Raw genomic sequence first — 16122 nt, forward strand, 5'->3', positions numbered from 1 at the left:
TACCCCTCACGAGGGGTACGGGCCTTCCGTTCCTCCGGCTCAGCCTGCGGACCTACCGGCTCGCGAACTTGTCGCTCATCGTTGTGTAGATCTGCTGCGCGCCCTCGCCCAGGCGCGGACCCGCCAACCAGCCCGAAGTGACCGGGCCGATCGAGGTGTTGGAGACCAGTGCCAGCTTGCCGCCTGGCTGCTCGGCGAACCAGCCGCCACCGGAGGAACCACCGGTCATCGTGCAGCCGATGCGCCACATCGTCGGCGTACCGGGCGCGATCGAGAGACGGCCGGGACGGTCGACGCACTTGTGCATGATCGCGCCGTTGTACGGAGGGGCAGCCGGGTAACCCCAGGCCCCCATCGCGCTGACGCTCTTCGCCTCGGGCGCGTCGAAGTCGACGTCGAGAGCGACGCCCACCGTCTCCTCCAGCGACTTGGTGCCCTTCTCCGGCTTCACGTGCATCACGGCGTAGTCGTACGGAGCACCCGTGCCGCCCGTCGGGCCGCCCTGGTTGATCCACTCACCGGAGGTCGAGACCCAGTCGGCCCAGTAAACGCCGTAGGGAGCGATCTCCTGCGGCTGCGCGTTCTCCAGCGCGGCCGGGGACTTGCCCTTGTCGTTGTAGGCGGGGACGAAGGCGATGTTGCGGTACCAGCCGCCCGCCCGGCCCGAGTGGACGCAGTGGCCCGCGGTCCACACCAGGTTGGACTTGCCGGGGTTCTTCGGGTCCTTGACGACGGTGGCCGAGCAGACCATCGAGCCCTCGGGGGAGTCGAAGAAGACCTTGCCGACCGGTGCGGCGTTCTGGTGGTACGGCTTCTTCTCCTCCTGGGCCTGGACCGGGCGCGGCTCCGGGTCGGTGACGTCCTGGTCACCGGAGATGTCGCCGGCCGCGAGCGTCTTCGTCGGCGCCTTGGCCGTCGTCATCCTCTCGGGCTTCCACAGGCCCTCGATCACCGGGTTGACGAAGTCCTTGGCCTCACGAAGCCACTTGTCCTTCTCCCAGTTCTTCCACTCGCCGTTCTTCCACTTGTCGAGGTCGATCCCGTGCTCCTTGAGCCTGTCGGCCAGGTCCGCGGGAAGGTCGGCGCCGCCCTTGTCTGCGGCCGGGCTGGAAGAAGCGGGCTTGTCGGCGGCCTTGTCCTCGCTCGGGCCACAGGCGGTGGCCGTCAGCGCGAGGGCCGCGGCGAAGCCGGAGGCAGCCAGCAATGGACGTATGGATCGCATGGAACGATTCCCCCTGAAGTACAACGGATTTGCGCCATGAACGGTCATGCAAAAGGGCGGCCTTCCGGGGCCGCCCCTACTGCGGTACCACTCTATGTCGGTGCGTATACCCGGAGTTGGGACAGGGCTTCACCTGCACGGAGTCTCCACGAGGAAGGAAGAGGGGCCTGCGGCCGACCGGCCGCAAGCCCCCTACCTTCCGTCACTCACATGGACTTGCTCGCGCCTACTGGCCCGCGAACTTCTTGCTGACCGCGTCGTAGATGCCCTTGGCCTCGTCGCCCAGGCGCGGACCCGCAAGCCAGCCGGCCGTGACCGGGCCGATCGAGGTGTTCGACACCAGCGCGGGCTTGCCGTCCTGGCCCTTGGCGACCCAGCCGCCGCCGGATGAACCGCCGGTCATGGTGCAGCCGATCCGGTACATCGTCGGCTCGTTGGCCTTGATGGACAGCCGGCCCGGCTTGTCCGAGCACTGGTAGAGCTTCTGGCCCTCGAAGGGCGGCGCCGCCGGGTAGCCGGTGGCGGTCATGTTGTCGATCTTCGGCGCGGCCGGGGCGTTGAAGTCCACCGGGAGCGCCGAACCGACCGTCTCCTCCAGCGACTTGCCCGTGCCGCCCTTCTCCGGGGTGACGTGGATCACGGCAAAGTCGAACGGAGCGCCCTGGCCGCCCGTCGCGGCGCCCTGGGAGATCCACTGCTCGGAGGTCTGGGCCCAGTCGCCCCACCACACGCCGTACGGAGCGATCTCTTCCTTCGGCGTGTTCTGCAGCTCGGAGGTGGACTTGGCGCTGTCGTTGTACGACGGGACGAAGGCGATGTTGCGGTACCAGCCGCCGTTCTTGCCGGCGTGCACACAGTGGCCCGCCGTCCACACCATATTGGACTTGCCGGGGTTGGCGGGGTCCTTCACGACGGTCGCGGAGCAGACCATCGAACCCTCCGGGCCGTCGAAGAGGACCTTCCCGGCCTCGGCGGCGTTGGAGTGGTACGGAGCGTTCACGGCCTGCGCCTTGACCGGCGCGGGAGTCGGGTCCGTGACACCCTCGTCGCCCGAGATGTCGTTGTCGACGGGCTTCTCCGGCGGCTTCTTGGCATCGCGCATCCGGTCCGGGTCCCAGAGGTCCTCGATGATCGGGTTGACGTAGTCCTGGGCCTCACGCAGCCACTTGTCCTTGTCCCAGTTCTTCCACTCGCCGTTCTTCCATTTGTCCAGGTCGATCCCGTGCTCCTTGAGCCGGTCCTTGAGATCGTCCGGGATGGTGATTTTCCCGTCGGCGGACTGGCTGGCGGGCGCGCTCGGCTTGTCGCCCGCGTTGTCCTCGCTCGGACCGCAGGCGGTGGCAGCCAGCGCGAGGACGGCGGCGATGGAAGCCGCAGCCAGCGTCGGGCGAATGGGTCGCATGTCGTGATCCCCCTGGGACTTCGGTACTTCTGCACTGTCTGAATCTTTTGGAACTGCAGGAACTTGCAGGACTGCCGGAACTGCTCGAACTGCCGGAACCCTACAAAGGCGTTGCTCACCCGGCCGTTGGGCACGAGCCGGAGTGCGGCCCCCACTATGCCGGTGCCGATGGGGACGGCGTGCACCAGGTCCGCGGTTCCGTCACCGCAAGGATCTTCCGATTGCCCGTGATTCCCGGCTTCCGGCGTCGTTGGTACGTACGGGGTACACGCGGTCAGCGTTCAGCCGGGCTTGGCGGCGTACGAACGCGATATCGATGTGCAACGCAACTGTGACAGCTGGAGGACCAACAGCCGTGGCCGTGACAGAACCTGCTCCGGTGGCGCCGCCCGCTGCGCACGAGGGGATTCTGCGCCGCCAGTCGCTCCGCGAGTCCGCGGCCCGTACCTACGCGCGCTCGCTGCCCATCGTCCCCGTACGGGCCAGAGGGCTGACGATCGAGGGCGCGGACGGCCGGCGCTATCTTGACTGCCTCTCCGGGGCGGGGGCCCTGGCGCTCGGGCACAACCACCCCGTGGTCCTCGAAGCGATCAAGAAGGTCATCGACTCGGGGGCGCCGTTGCACGTCCTCGACCTCGCCACCCCGGTCAAGGACGCCTTCACGACAGAGTTGTTCGCCACGCTGCCGCGGGAGTTCGCCGATGACGCACGGATCCAGTTCTGCGGGCCCGCCGGCACTGACGCCGTCGAGGCCGCCCTCAAACTCGTCCGCACGGCCACCTGCCGAAGCGGCCTCCTCTCGTTCACCGGTGCGTACCACGGGATGACGGCCGGCGCCCTCGACGCCTCGGGCGGCGCCACCGATGTACGCGTGACCCGGCTGCCCTTCCCGCAGAACTACCGTTGCCCTTTCGGGATTGGCGGCGAGCGCGGCGCCGAACTCGGTGCCCGCTGGACCGAGAACCTGCTCGACGACCCCAAGGGCGGGGTGCCCAGGCCGGCCGGGATGATCCTGGAACCGGTGCAGGGGGAGGGCGGGGTGATTCCGGCCCCCGACGCCTGGATGCGCAGAATGCGAGAGATCACCGCGGCCCGCTCCATTCCGCTGATCGCCGACGAGGTGCAGACGGGAGTCGGGCGGACCGGCACCTTCTGGGCGGTCGAGCACAGCGGAATCGTGCCCGATGTGATGGTGCTCTCCAAGGCGATCGGCGGCTCCCTTCCGCTTGCCGTAGTCATCTACCGGTCCGAACTCGATGCCTGGCAGCCCGGTGCCCATGCGGGCACCTTCCGCGGCAACCAGCTCGCCATGGCAGCGGGCGCGGCCACCCTCGCGTTCGTACGAGAGAACCGGCTCGCCGACCGCGCCGCGACCCTCGGCGCGCGCATGCTGGGCCGCCTCCAGGGGCTGGCCGCGGCCCACTCCTGCATCGGGGACGTACGCGGCCGGGGTCTCATGATCGGCGTCGAACTCGTCGACCCGGACGTCGCATCCCCGGACGTCCTCGTCCCGCCGCCCGCTCCCGCCCTCGCCGCCGCCGTCCAGCAGGAGTGCCTGGACCGCGGGCTCATCGTCGAACTCGGCGGACGCCACTCCGGCGTCGTTCGGCTGCTCCCTCCTTTGACCCTCACCGACGAACAAGCTGTGGCCGTCCTCGACCGCTTTGCCGATGCCCTGGCCGCCGCAGAGCACTCCCTGCAACGCCGGACCGATAGCGGGCAGTCCTACTGACCCGTACAAATCACAAGGAAGACCTCCGTGAACCCCACTCCCGCACCCGATGTGCCCGAGGCCGACGGCCGTCCCACCGCCCAGCACCAAGGGCAGGGCGGAATGCGCGGCCCTCTCACGATCGAGGCGGCGACGGTGCCGCGCCAACAGACGGGGGGCCACGGTGAGCAGCACGCCCCCACTGCGGGCACGCCCACAGGCGCGAGTGCCGTCGAGCTCCTCGACCACCCGGATCCATGTCGCGCTGCGGACGCGGCGGCCGTCGAGAATCTGCTCCGCTGCTGGGTGCGGGAGAACAACCTCGACAGGCCCGACGGACACACCCTGCGTATCCCACTGCACGCCAGCGGCACCGCGCTGCTCGTCCCCGTCCACTACTGGTCGGTCAGTGGATGGCACCGCTTCGGTCTGCCCGCCCTTGAAGGAGGGCCGCGCGACGCGCCTGCCACCGACGCCGTCACCGTCGCCGCCCTCGTCGGCCGGGAAGCGGGCCAGAGCGAGGGAGCCGACCTGGTCGGCCGGGTCGCCGACTCCGTACGGCGCACCGCCGACTTCATCGCCGACCGCCGCGACCGCGCCGCCCCCGATCCCGAGGCGGACCTCTTCCTCACCGCCGAGCAGTCGCTCCTGCTCGGCCACCCGCTGCACCCCACACCCAAGAGCCGCGAAGGACTGTCCGAGGCCGAAGCCCGGCTCTACTCACCCGAGTTGCGCGGCTCCTTTCCCTTGCACTGGATGGCCGTAGACCGGTCCGTCCTGGCCACCGAATCGGCCTGGACCGAACAGGGCCGTACCCTGCCGACCGAACAACTCACCACCCGCCTCTGCGGGGACCTCCAACTCCCCGACCAATCCGTTCCGTTGCCGCTGCATCCTTGGCAGGCCCGCGAACTGAAGCACCGCCCCGCCGTCGTCGCCCTCCTCGACGCCGGTCTCCTGCATGACCTCGGTCCCCACGGAGACCCCTGGCACCCCACATCCTCGGTCCGCACTGTGCACCGTCCAGGCGCCCCGGCCATGCTCAAGCTCTCTCTTGGCCTACGCATCACCAACTCCCGTCGTGAGAACCTCCGCAAAGAACTCCACCGCGGCGTCGAGGTCCACCGGCTGCTCCGCACCGGCCTGGCCGAGCAGTGGCAGGCAGCCCACCCAGGCTTCGACATCGTGCGGGACCCCGCGTGGCTCGCCGTCGACACCGCTGAAGGCGAGCCTGTGCCCGGACTCGACGTCGTGGTGCGCCACAACCCGTTCGGCCTCGGCGACGACGCCGTCTGCATCGCGGGACTGACCTCGCCCCGCCCCTGGCCGGGCCGTCCCGGGATGCACTCGCGTCTCGCCGAAGTCGTGGCCCGGCTCACCGCCCGCACCGGCAGGCCCACCGGCGCCGTCGCCGCCGAGTGGTTCCTGCGCTACCTCGACCACGTCGTACGCCCGGTGCTCTGGCTGGACGCCACGGTGGGCATCGCACTCGAAGCCCACCAGCAGAACACCCTGGTGATCCTGGACCCCGACGGCTGGCCCGTCGGCGGCCGTTACCGCGACAACCAGGGCTACTACTTCCGCGAGTCCCACCGCGCCGAACTGGAACGCCGCCTTCCCGGCATCGGCTCCGCAAGCGACACCTTCGTCTCCGACGACGTCACCGACGAGCGCTTCGCCTACTACCTCGGCATCAACAATGTCTTCGGCCTGATCGGAGCGTTCGGAGCGCAGCGCCTCGCCGACGAGCGCGTACTCATCGCCGCTTTCCGGCAGTTCCTCTCGGCGACCGCGGACCTCGGCTCGCCACTGCCCGCGCAGCTCCTCGACGCCCCCACGCTCCGGTCCAAGGCCAATCTGCTCACCCGGCTCCGCGGCCTCGACGAGCTCATCGGCCCGGTCGACACCCAGTCCGTCTACGTCACGATCACCAACCCCCTTCGTCCTTAAGGCAACCCAACCTGACAGAACTGCGAGAGGAGAGCCCCGCTGTGCCTCACACCGATGCGAGCACCGACACCGGAGCCGGTCCCACCCCCCAGCTCGGCGGGAACGTCGAGGACACCCTGGACCTGCGGCTCCCTGAAGAGCTCCTCGCGCTGTTCCAGGAGGACGAGCAGTCCGGTGACCTCGAGGACGGGGACACCACCGAGACCAGCGATCTGCTGGACAATCCCGCCGGCTGGGGCTCCGCCAACACCTCCGCCGGGGCCTTCCATCTCGCCCCCGTACGCATCGAACGCGATCTGGCACGGATCAGCCGCTGGATGAACGACCCGGCAGTGGCTGCTTTCTGGGGACTGGCGGGACCTGACTCCGTCACCGCCGCCCACCTGCGCGCCCAGCTCGACGGTGACGGACGCAGCATCCCCTGCCTAGGCGTGCTCAGCGGCATCCCCATGAGCTACTTCGAGGTCTACCGCGCCGATCTCGACCCCGTGGCGCGGCATTACCCGGCCCGCCCCCATGACATCGGTATCCACCTCCTGATCGGGGGCGTCGCCGACCGCGGCCGCGGTGTCGGTTCAACCCTCCTCAGAGCTGTCGCCGATCTTGTACTCGACAATCGGCCCCGATGCGCACGCGTCATCGCAGAACCAGACCTGCGCAACACCCCCTCCGTCTCCGCCTTCCTGAGCGCCGGCTTCCGCTTCTCCGCCGAAGTCGACCTCCCCGACAAACGAGCCGCCCTCATGGTCCGCGATCGCGCGCTTCGCAAACTGCTGTGAACGACCCGCTGCCTTACATACACCGCTCGACCCGCATCGGTTCCACTCGAGGAGTCCCCGTGCCGAAGTCCCCTGCCACCCATGACTCCGAACAGCCGTCCGCCGTCCCCTTCACCCCGCCCGGACTGAACGCACAGGCCTGGGACCGTGCGGCCGTGCGGCTCCTCGCCAAGATGCTCGGCGAGTTCGCCTACGAAGAGATCATCGAGCCGGTCGTCGGCCGTGGATGCGACCAGTACACCCTCACGCTCGACGACGGCAGCAACCTGTCCTTCCTCGCCCGGCGCGGAGCGTACGGAAGCTGGCGCGTCGATCCGGACTCCATCGACCACAAGGGCCGGCGCTTCGCCGACCCGCTCGCCTTCCTCGCCCGCGCCCGCCATCTCTTAGACCTCGACGGAGCCACCCTCGGCCACCTGGTCCGCGAGCTGACCGCCACCCTTGTCTCGGACACGGGATTCGGTCACCACGCGCTGACCGCGGACGAGCTTGCCGACCTCGGCTATGCCGAACTCGAAGGCCACCAGACCGGCCACCCGTGGCTCGTGCTCAACAAGGGGCGCATCGGGTTCTCCGCCACGGACACCGCCCGCTGGTCGCCCGAGGCCCGCAGGCCCGCCCCGCTCCCCTGGATCGCGGTCAGCCGCGCCCTGGCCGCCTACCGAGGAGTCCCCGGGCTCGCCGGATCCGACGATCTGTACGTCCGTGAACTCGACGCGCCCGTCCGCGACTCCTTCGCCGCCGTGCTGCGCGCCAGGGGGCTCGACCCCGACACGTACCTCTTCCTCCCCGTACACCCCTGGCAGTGGGACGAGGTGCTCCTGCCGCTCTTCGCACCCGCCGTCGCGCGGGGCGACATCGTCCCGCTCCCGACGGACGGTGATCTACGGCTGCCGCAGCAGTCCATCCGTACCTTCGTCAACATGGACCGCGCCGACCGGCACACAGTGAAACTGCCGCTGTCCATCCTCAACACCCTGGTCTGGCGCGGTCTCCCCACAGAACGCACCCTCGCCGCCCCCGCCGTCACCTCCTGGGTGCACGGACTGCGCGACGGGGACCCCTTTCTGCGCGACGAATGCGGCGTGATCCTCCTCGGAGAAGTCGCATCGGTCACCGTCGAGCACCCCCTCTACGACCACCTCCCCGAGGTGCCGTACCAGTACAAGGAACTCCTCGGCGCGATCTGGCGCGAGCCACTGCAGCCCCGCCTCGCCCCTGGCGAGCGGGCCCGCACCCTCGCCTCGCTGCTGCACACCGACACCCGGGGCCGCGCTTTCACCGCCGAGCTGGTCGCACGATCCGGACTCGCCCCCGTGCTCTGGCTCCAGCGGCTCTTCTCTGCGCTGCTGCCGCCGCTGCTGCACTTCCTCTACCGCTACGGCACTGTCTTCTCCCCGCACGGCGAGAACGCCATCGTCGTCTTCGACGACCAGGACGTGCCGGTACGCCTGGCGATCAAGGACTTCGTCGACGATGTGAACGTCAGCGCCCAGCCGCTGCCCGAGCACGACTCGATGCCGGACGACGTACGGAAGACCCTCCTTGCCGAGGAGCCGGCCTTCCTCACGCAGTTCATCCACTCTGGGCTTTTCATCGGCGTCTTCCGCTTTCTCGCACCCCTCTGCGAGGAGCAACTGGGCGTACCGGAGGAGCAGTTCTTCTCGCTCGTACGGGCGGAGATTCTGCGGCACCAGGCCCGATTCCCGGAGCTCAAGGAGCGTTACGAGACGTTCGACCTGCTCACGCCCCGTATCGAGCGGCTCTGTCTCAACCGGAACAGGCTGCATCTCGACGGTTACCGCGACCGCGCGGACCGCCCCCACGCCGCCGTTCACGGCACGGTTCCCAACCCGCTGAGCGCCTCTTGATGAGACGAGGTGTGATCGGGTTGTCAGTGGTGCCCCGTAGGCTGGTCGGGCTATGACGAAGCCATCCCTCCCCGAACTCCTGCACGCAGCCGTCACCGCCGTGGGCGGTGTGGAACGGCCTGGCCAGGTCACCATGGCCGAGGCCGTCGCCGAAGCGGTCGACGACAATTCCCATCTGCTCGTCCAGGCCGGCACCGGCACCGGAAAGTCGCTCGGCTATCTGGTGCCCGCCCTGGCGCACGGGGAGAGGGTCGTCGTGGCCACGGCCACCCTGGCCCTGCAGCGGCAGCTCGTGGAGCGTGATCTTCCACGTACGGTCGAGGCGCTGCACCCGCTGCTGCGCCGTCGGCCGGAGTTCGCCATGCTCAAGGGGCGTTCCAACTACCTCTGTCTGCACCGCCTGCACGAGGGTGTGCCGCAGGAGGAGGAAGACGGCCTGTTCGACCAGTTCGAGGCCGCCGCGCCCACCAGCAAGCTCGGCCAGGATCTGCTGCGGATGCGCGACTGGTCGGACGAGACCGAGACCGGGGATCGCGACGATCTCACCCCCGGAGTCTCCGACCGGGCCTGGGCGCAGGTCTCGGTCTCTTCCCGGGAGTGCCTCGGGGCCACGAAATGCGCGTACGGCGCCGAATGCTTCGCAGAGGCGGCCCGTGAGCGCGCGAAGCTCGCGGATGTCGTCGTCACCAACCACGCGCTTCTCGCGATCGACGCGATCGAGGGCGCCCCGGTGCTTCCGCAGCATGAGGTTCTGATCGTCGACGAGGCGCATGAGCTGGTCTCCCGGGTCACCGGCGTCGCCACCGGCGAGCTCAACCCCGGTCAGGTCAACCGTGCCGTGCGCCGCGCCGCCAAGCTGGCCAACGAGAAGGCAGCGGACGCTCTCCAGACCGCCTCCGAGACCTTTGAGCGGGTGATGGAGCTCGCCCTCCCCGGCCGCCTCGAGGAGATCCCCGAGGATCTCGGATACGCGCTGATGGCCCTGCGCGACGCCGCTCGCACGGTCATCTCTGCCCTCGGCAGTACCCGCGACAAGTCCGTCCAGGACGAGGACGCCGTACGTAAGCAGGCCCTGGCCTCCGTCGAGAACATCCATGACGTCGCCGAGCGCATCACCCAGGGGTCCGAATACGACGTCGTCTGGTACGAGCGCCACGACCGCTTCGGCGCGTCACTGCGGGTGGCACCGCTTTCCGTATCCGGTCTGCTGCGCGAGAAGCTCTTCGCCGAGCGCTCAGTGGTGCTGACCTCCGCCACGCTCAAGCTCGGCGGTGACTTCAACGGGGTAGGGGCTTCGCTCGGGCTTGCCCCCGAGGGCACCGAAAGTGAAGACGCTCCGCAGTGGAAGGGGCTCGACGTCGGCTCGCCCTTCGACTATCCGAAGCAGGGCATCCTCTATGTCGCGCGCCATCTGGCAACACCCGGCCGTGAAGGCTCCCGCGGCGACATGATGGACGAGCTCGCCGATCTGGTGGAGGCGGCCGGCGGCCGCACGCTGGGCCTCTTCTCCTCCATGCGGGCCGCCCAGGCGGCGGCCGAGGAACTGCGCGGCAGGCTCGACAAGCCGATCCTGCTCCAGGGCGAGGAGACCCTCGGCGAGTTGATCAAGTCCTTCGCCGCCGACCCGGAGACCTGTCTGTTCGGCACGCTCTCGCTCTGGCAGGGCGTCGATGTGCCGGGAGCCAGCTGTCAGTTGGTGGTGATGGACCGGATTCCGTTCCCGCGCCCCGATGATCCGCTGATGAGCGCTCGCCAGAAGGCGGTGGAGGAGGCGGGCGGCAATGGCTTCATGGCTGTCGCCGCGACGCATGCCGCCCTGCTGATGGCCCAGGGCGCGGGCCGTCTCGTACGGGCCATGGGTGACCGCGGCGTCGTCGCCGTGCTCGATCCGCGGCTGGCCAACGCCCGCTACGGCAGCTATCTGCGCGCCTCGCTGCCCGACTTCTGGTACACCACGGACCGCAACCAAGTGCGTCGCTCGCTGGCCTCGATCGACGCCGCAGCCAAGGCGGACGGTCAGTAAGCCCGGACGGACTGCATCCGGACGGATTGCATCCCGACGGACAGCATTCCGGACGGAGTGCAATCCGTCCGGAATGCTGTCCGGGCAGAGCAGGGCCCCGGGACCGGCGCAGTGGGTCCCGGGGCCCGGTCAGAGCCGGCGGGTCGGTCAAACCCGCCGCAACACCGCCACCACCTTGCCGAGGATGGTCGCCTCGTCGCCAGGAATGGGCTGGTATGCCGCGTTGTGCGGGAGCAGCCACACATGGCCGTTCTCCCGCTTGAAACGCTTGACCGTGGCCTCGCCGTCCAGCATCGCTGCCACGATGTCGCCGTTCTCCGCGACAGGCTGGCGGCGCACGGTGACCCAGTCGCCGTCGCAGATCGCGGCCTCGATCATCGAGTCGCCGACGACCTTCAGCACGAACAGCTCGCCGTCGCCGACAAGCTGGCGGGGGAGTGGGAACACGTCCTCGACCGACTCTTCGGCGAGGATGGGGCCACCGGCCGCGATCCGGCCGACGAGGGGTACGTACGACGCTGCCGGCTTGCCCGTCGTGTCGGTCGGCTGAGTGCTCGGCTGGTCGGAGCCACGCACCTCGTACGCCCGGGGGCGGTGCGGGTCCCGGCGCAGGAAGCCCTTCCGCTCCAACGCCATCAGCTGATGCGCGACGGAGGAGGTGCTGGACAGCCCGACCGCCTGGCCGATCTCGCGCATCGACGGCGGGTACCCCCGCCGCTGCACGGAGTCACGGATCACCTCGATGACGCGCCGCTGCCGATCCGTGAGACCGGAGCTGTCCGCCCTGATCCCTGGAGGTCGGCCGGGCAGTGAACGCGTGGGCTTGGGTCCCTCGGGACTCGTGGCTGCGTCATTCATGGCATGCACCGGCTCGAATCGGTTCTGGGAGCGGTCCTGGGCAGTGATGGTGGCACTGTCTGCGGTGGTGGTCACGTCGGCCCCTCTCGAATGGTCTCCCTCGCTGGACAACGGTAGTGGGTTTCGAAAGGTTGCGCCAAACACACGTTCGAGTGAAAAATCGCAGATTGTCTGACGCGGGCGCCTGCCTGGGTGTATGTGCGAACGCTCGGACCGTAGGGCATTCGGGCCACTGCGGCAATGTCCCCGCCGGATCGCGGTGGGGGCGGGGTGGCGCCGGCCGATTCCGGGGGTGCTTCCCAGTCTTGCACCCGGCGGCCCGGAATCCACTGAGCCGCGCGTCTCCCGTACCCTCGTGGCCGGCCTCGCGCCGCGTTCGTGTCGCTGCGTCACCACTCGTACGCCGCCCGTACGGTGCTGCCGCCGCGCGACACGCGTTGAGCGTCGAAAGTGCGGCCAAACCCCAGATCTAGTGGTTGGATTGTGTCAGCCGCCCAGAAGTTGTGGTCCCTGGTCCTCCAAGACCGTGGCCATCGCCTATGCTTGGGGCTGCTTCGGAGGGCTTCGACCGGCCTGTCGAGGCTATTCAGTCGTGCTGTGAAGGAGGGTTGGGAGCCATGCACTGCCCCTTCTGCAGGCACCCCGACAGCCGTGTCGTCGACAGTCGCACCACCGACGACGGAACGTCGATCCGGCGTCGTCGGCAGTGTCCTGACTGCTCCCGCCGCTTCACGACGGTGGAAACCGCCTCGCTGATGGTGATCAAGCGCAGCGGAGTGACCGAGCCCTTCAGTCGTACCAAGGTCATCTCCGGCGTGCGCAAGGCATGCCAGGGGCGGCCGGTCACCGAGGACGCTCTCGCCAAGCTCGGCCAGCGGGTCGAGGAAGCGGTGCGCGCCACCGGCAGCGCCGAGCTGACCACCCATGACGTGGGTCTGGCCATACTCGGCCCCCTGCAGGAACTCGACCTCGTCGCGTACCTGCGCTTCGCGTCCGTGTACCGGGCTTTCGACTCGCTCGAAGACTTCGAGGCCGCCATCGCGGAACTCCGCGAGCAACGGCCTCCCGCAGGAGAATGCGGGACCGGCGGGACCCTCGAGGTCCCCGTGCCCGCCGCCGACTGAGGAACACCGGCTGAGCGGCTTGGGCCCGCCCCATCGGCCCGCCGATCGGCAACAAGGCGGCAAAAGACCTGCCACGGGCGCTGTGAGCGGCGTCCGCGGCATCAGACACAGACTGTGCCACGGGAAGATCTGGGCACTTCAGGGCGTTTTTGCCCATGTATGGGAGGCGGCATGACAGAGACGACGAGCGGCCCGGCACGAGGGTCCCGCGCCAAGGGATCCAAGGCGAGCAAGGGTCTGCGTATCGAGCGAATCCACACCACCCCCGGCGTGCATCCGTACGACGAGGTGGTCTGGGAGCGCCGTGACGTCGTCATGACCAATTGGCGCGACGGCTCGGTCAACTTCGAGCAGCGTGGCGTCGAGTTCCCCGACTTCTGGTCGGTGAACGCGGTCAACATCGTCACCAGCAAGTACTTCCGCGGGGCCGTCGGCACCCCGCAGCGCGAGACCGGTCTCAAGCAGCTGATCGACCGGATCGTGAAGACGTACCGGAAGGCAGGCGAGGACCACAGCTACTTCGCCTCGCCCGCCGACGCCGAGATCTTCGAGCACGAGCTGGCGTACGCCCTCCTGCACCAGATCTTCAGCTTCAACTCGCCGGTGTGGTTCAACGTCGGCACGCCCCAGCCGCAGCAGGTCTCGGCCTGCTTCATCCTTGCCGTCGACGACTCCATGGAGTCGATTCTCGACTGGTACAAGGAAGAGGGCATGATCTTCAAGGGCGGCTCCGGCGCCGGCCTGAACCTCTCCCGGATCCGTTCCTCCAAGGAGCTGCTCTCCTCCGGTGGCAATGCCTCGGGTCCTGTCTCCTTCATGCGTGGCGCCGACGCGTCCGCAGGAACGATCAAGTCGGGCGGCGCCACGCGCCGCGCGGCCAAGATGGTCATCCTCGACGTCGACCACCCCGACATCGAGAACTTCATCGAGACCAAGGTCAAGGAAGAGGAGAAGATCCGCGCCCTGCGTGACGCGGGCTTCGACATGGACCTGGGCGGCGACGACATCACGTCCGTCCAGTACCAGAACGCCAACAACTCGGTCCGTGTGAACGACGAGTTCATGAAGGCCGTCGAGAACGGCGGGAAGTTCGGCCTGCGCGCCCGCATGACCGGCGACGTCATCGAAGAGGTCGACGCCAAGTCGCTCTTCCGCAAGATGGCCGAGGCCGCCTGGGCCTGTGCCGACCCGGGCATTCAGTACGACGACACCATCAACCACTGGCACACCTGCCCCGAGTCCGGCCGGATCAACGGCTCGAACCCGTGCAGTGAGTACATGCACCTGGACAACACCTCGTGCAACCTCGCCTCGCTGAACCTGATGAAGTTCCTCAAGGACGACGGCGAGGGGCACCAGTCCTTCGACGTCGAGCGCTTCGCCAAGGTCGTCGAGCTGGTCATCACCGCGATGGACATCTCCATCTGCTTCGCGGACTTCCCGACCCAGAAGATCGGCGAGAACACCCGCGCCTTCCGTCAGCTGGGCATCGGTTACGCCAACCTCGGCGCGCTGCTGATGGCCACGGGTCACGCGTACGACTCCGACGGCGGCCGCGCGCTCGCCGGTGCCATCACCTCGCTGATGACGGGTACGTCGTACAAGCGCTCCGCCGAGCTCGCCGCGGTCGTCGGTCCGTACGACGGTTACGCCCGCAACGCCGCGCCGCACAAGCGCGTCATGAAGCAGCACGCCGACGCCAACGCCGTGGCCGTCCGCATGGACGACCTGGACTCGCCGATCTGGGCCGCCGCCACGGAGGCCTGGCAGGACGTGATCCGTCTCGGTGAGAAGAACGGTTTCCGCAACTCCCAGGCGTCCGTCATCGCGCCGACCGGCACCATCGGTCTCGCGATGTCCTGCGACACCACCGGTCTCGAGCCCGACCTCGCCCTGGTCAAGTTCAAGAAGCTGGTCGGCGGCGGCTCGATGCAGATCGTCAACGGCACGGTCCCGCAGGCGCTGCGCCGCCTCGGCTACCAGCAGGAGCAGATCGAGGCGATCGTCGCCCACATCGCCGACCACGGCAATGTGATCGATGCCCCCGGCCTGAGGACCGAGCACTACGAGGTCTTCGACTGCGCCATGGGTGAGCGCTCCATCTCCGCGATGGGCCATGTCCGCATGATGGCGGCCATCCAGCCGTGGATCTCGGGCGCGCTCTCCAAGACCGTCAACATGCCGGAGTCGGCGACCGTCGAAGAGGTCGAGGAGATCTACTTCAAGGCGTGGAAGATGGGCGTCAAGGCGCTCGCGATCTACCGCGACAACTGCAAGGTCGGCCAGCCCCTCTCCGCCAAGACCAAGGAGAAGGAGAAGGCCGAGGTCACCGAGAAGGCCGAGGGGACGATCCGGGCCGCGGTCGAGAAGGTCGTCGAGTACCGTCCCGTCCGCAAGCGCCTGCCGAAGGGCCGTCCCGGCATCACCACCTCCTTCACGGTGGGTGGCGCCGAGGGCTACATGACCGCCAACTCCTACCCGGACGACGGGCTTGGCGAGGTCTTCCTGAAGATGTCGAAGCAGGGCTCCACCCTCGCGGGCATGATGGACGCCTTCTCGATCGCCGTCTCTGTGGGTCTGCAGTACGGCGTTCCGCTGGAGACGTACGTCTCGAAGTTCACCAACATGCGCTTCGAGCCGGCCGGCATGACGGACGACCCGGACGTGCGGATGGCGCAGTCGATCGTCGACTACATCTTCCGCCGCCTGGCGCTGGACTTCCTGCCCTTCGAGACGCGCTCCGCGCTCGGTATCCACTCGGCCGAGGAGCGTCAGCGTCACCTGGAAACCGGCTCGTACGAGCCGTCCGACGAGGACATGGATGTCGAGGGTCTGGCCCAGTCCGCCCCGCGTCACCAGGAGACCTTGAAGGCCGTCGCCGCCCCGAAGGCGGAGGTTCCGGCTCCGAAGGAGGCGCACACCTCGGCGGAGCTCGTCGAGATGCAGCTGGGCATCAGCGCGGACGCGCCGCTGTGCTTCTCCTGCGGGACGAAGATGCAGCGGGCCGGCTCCTGCTACATCTGTGAGGGCTGCGGCTCGACCAGCGGCTGCAGCTGACACTGCCTGATGGAGAGGGGGGGGGGGCGGGGGGGGGGGCCCCCCCCCGGGGGGGGGGGGGGGGTTTGTTGAAACACTGCGCACGAACCTATATTGTGCATAAGCCCCCGGAAAAGAAGACGGTC

At 68.5% G+C, this 16122-nt stretch carries 10 protein-coding genes; 7 read left to right on the forward strand and 3 right to left on the reverse strand.

Translation table 11 applies throughout. From position 1 onward, the window contains the following. Window positions 1-52: 52 nt before the first annotated feature. Together ACH492_RS29740 and ACH492_RS29745 are read right to left on the reverse strand one after the other, a co-directional pair. A complete protein-coding gene (locus ACH492_RS29740) occupies window positions 53-1222 on the reverse strand; it encodes a trypsin-like serine peptidase (RefSeq protein ID WP_398990932.1) in 1170 nt (389 codons plus the stop codon). Between the two features lie 226 nt (window positions 1223-1448). Then, window positions 1449-2624, reverse strand: a complete 1176-nt coding sequence (locus tag ACH492_RS29745; RefSeq protein ID WP_398990934.1) for a trypsin-like serine peptidase — start codon at window positions 2622-2624, stop codon at window positions 1449-1451. A 355-nt stretch (window positions 2625-2979) separates the two neighbouring features. Here ACH492_RS29745 and ACH492_RS29750 point away from each other — a divergent pair, with 355 nt between their 5' ends. Genes ACH492_RS29750 through ACH492_RS29770 form a run of 5 tightly spaced genes read left to right on the forward strand, consistent with a single transcriptional unit; the run spans window position 2980 to window position 10958 of the window. Then, window positions 2980-4356, forward strand: coding sequence for a diaminobutyrate--2-oxoglutarate transaminase family protein (locus ACH492_RS29750; protein WP_398990936.1), 1377 nt, complete (start codon window positions 2980-2982; stop codon window positions 4354-4356). 27 nt (window positions 4357-4383) lie between these two features. After that, window positions 4384-6285 carry an IucA/IucC family protein gene (locus tag ACH492_RS29755; RefSeq protein WP_398990937.1) on the forward strand — a complete coding sequence of 634 codons (1902 nt, stop codon included), beginning with the start codon at window positions 4384-4386 and terminating at the stop codon, window positions 6283-6285. Between the two features lie 41 nt (window positions 6286-6326). Further along, complete coding sequence (locus ACH492_RS29760; RefSeq protein ID WP_398990938.1) at window positions 6327-7064, forward strand: GNAT family N-acetyltransferase; 738 nt, start codon at window positions 6327-6329, stop codon at window positions 7062-7064. 59 nt (window positions 7065-7123) lie between these two features. Beyond that, window positions 7124-8935, forward strand: a complete 1812-nt coding sequence (locus ACH492_RS29765) for an IucA/IucC family protein (RefSeq protein WP_398990940.1) — start codon at window positions 7124-7126, stop codon at window positions 8933-8935. Between the two features lie 52 nt (window positions 8936-8987). Further along, window positions 8988-10958 carry an ATP-dependent DNA helicase gene (locus ACH492_RS29770; RefSeq protein ID WP_398990942.1) on the forward strand — a complete coding sequence of 657 codons (1971 nt, stop codon included), beginning with the start codon at window positions 8988-8990 and terminating at the stop codon, window positions 10956-10958. A gap of 147 nt (window positions 10959-11105) precedes the next feature. Here ACH492_RS29770 and lexA read toward each other — a convergent pair whose 3' ends face one another. Further along, the gene (gene lexA, locus ACH492_RS29775) at window positions 11106-11891 is read right to left on the reverse strand and encodes a transcriptional repressor LexA (protein ID WP_307660694.1); all 786 of its coding nucleotides are present in this window, start codon (window positions 11889-11891) and stop codon (window positions 11106-11108) included. A 542-nt stretch (window positions 11892-12433) separates the two neighbouring features. Here lexA and nrdR point away from each other — a divergent pair. Both nrdR and ACH492_RS29785 read left to right on the forward strand, forming a co-directional pair. After that, window positions 12434-12940 (forward strand): transcriptional regulator NrdR, encoded by a 507-nt coding sequence (nrdR, locus tag ACH492_RS29780; RefSeq protein WP_398990944.1) that lies wholly within the window; start codon window positions 12434-12436, stop codon window positions 12938-12940. A 171-nt stretch (window positions 12941-13111) separates the two neighbouring features. Next, window positions 13112-15997 carry a vitamin B12-dependent ribonucleotide reductase gene (locus tag ACH492_RS29785; RefSeq protein ID WP_398990946.1) on the forward strand — a complete coding sequence of 962 codons (2886 nt, stop codon included), beginning with the start codon at window positions 13112-13114 and terminating at the stop codon, window positions 15995-15997. Window positions 15998-16122: the final 125 nt, after the last annotated feature.

It is taken from the genome of Streptomyces sp. NPDC019443 (assembly GCF_044389785.1).
In the GTDB taxonomy this organism is placed as follows: Bacteria; Actinomycetota; Actinomycetes; order Streptomycetales; family Streptomycetaceae; genus Streptomyces.

Excerpts from the sequence above, each read along its gene's own strand:
- ACH492_RS29740 (WP_398990932.1), bottom strand. The coding sequence starts at position 1,222 with ATGCGATCCATACGTCCATTGCTGGCTGCCTCCGGCTTCGCCGCGGCC.
- ACH492_RS29745 (WP_398990934.1), bottom strand. The coding sequence starts at position 2,624 with ATGCGACCCATTCGCCCGACGCTGGCTGCGGCTTCCATCGCCGCCGTC.
- ACH492_RS29770 (WP_398990942.1), top strand. The coding sequence starts at position 8,988 with ATGACGAAGCCATCCCTCCCCGAACTCCTGCACGCAGCCGTCACCGCC.
- nrdR (WP_398990944.1), top strand. The coding sequence starts at position 12,434 with ATGCACTGCCCCTTCTGCAGGCACCCCGACAGCCGTGTCGTCGACAGT.
- ACH492_RS29785 (WP_398990946.1), top strand. The coding sequence starts at position 13,112 with ATGACAGAGACGACGAGCGGCCCGGCACGAGGGTCCCGCGCCAAGGGA.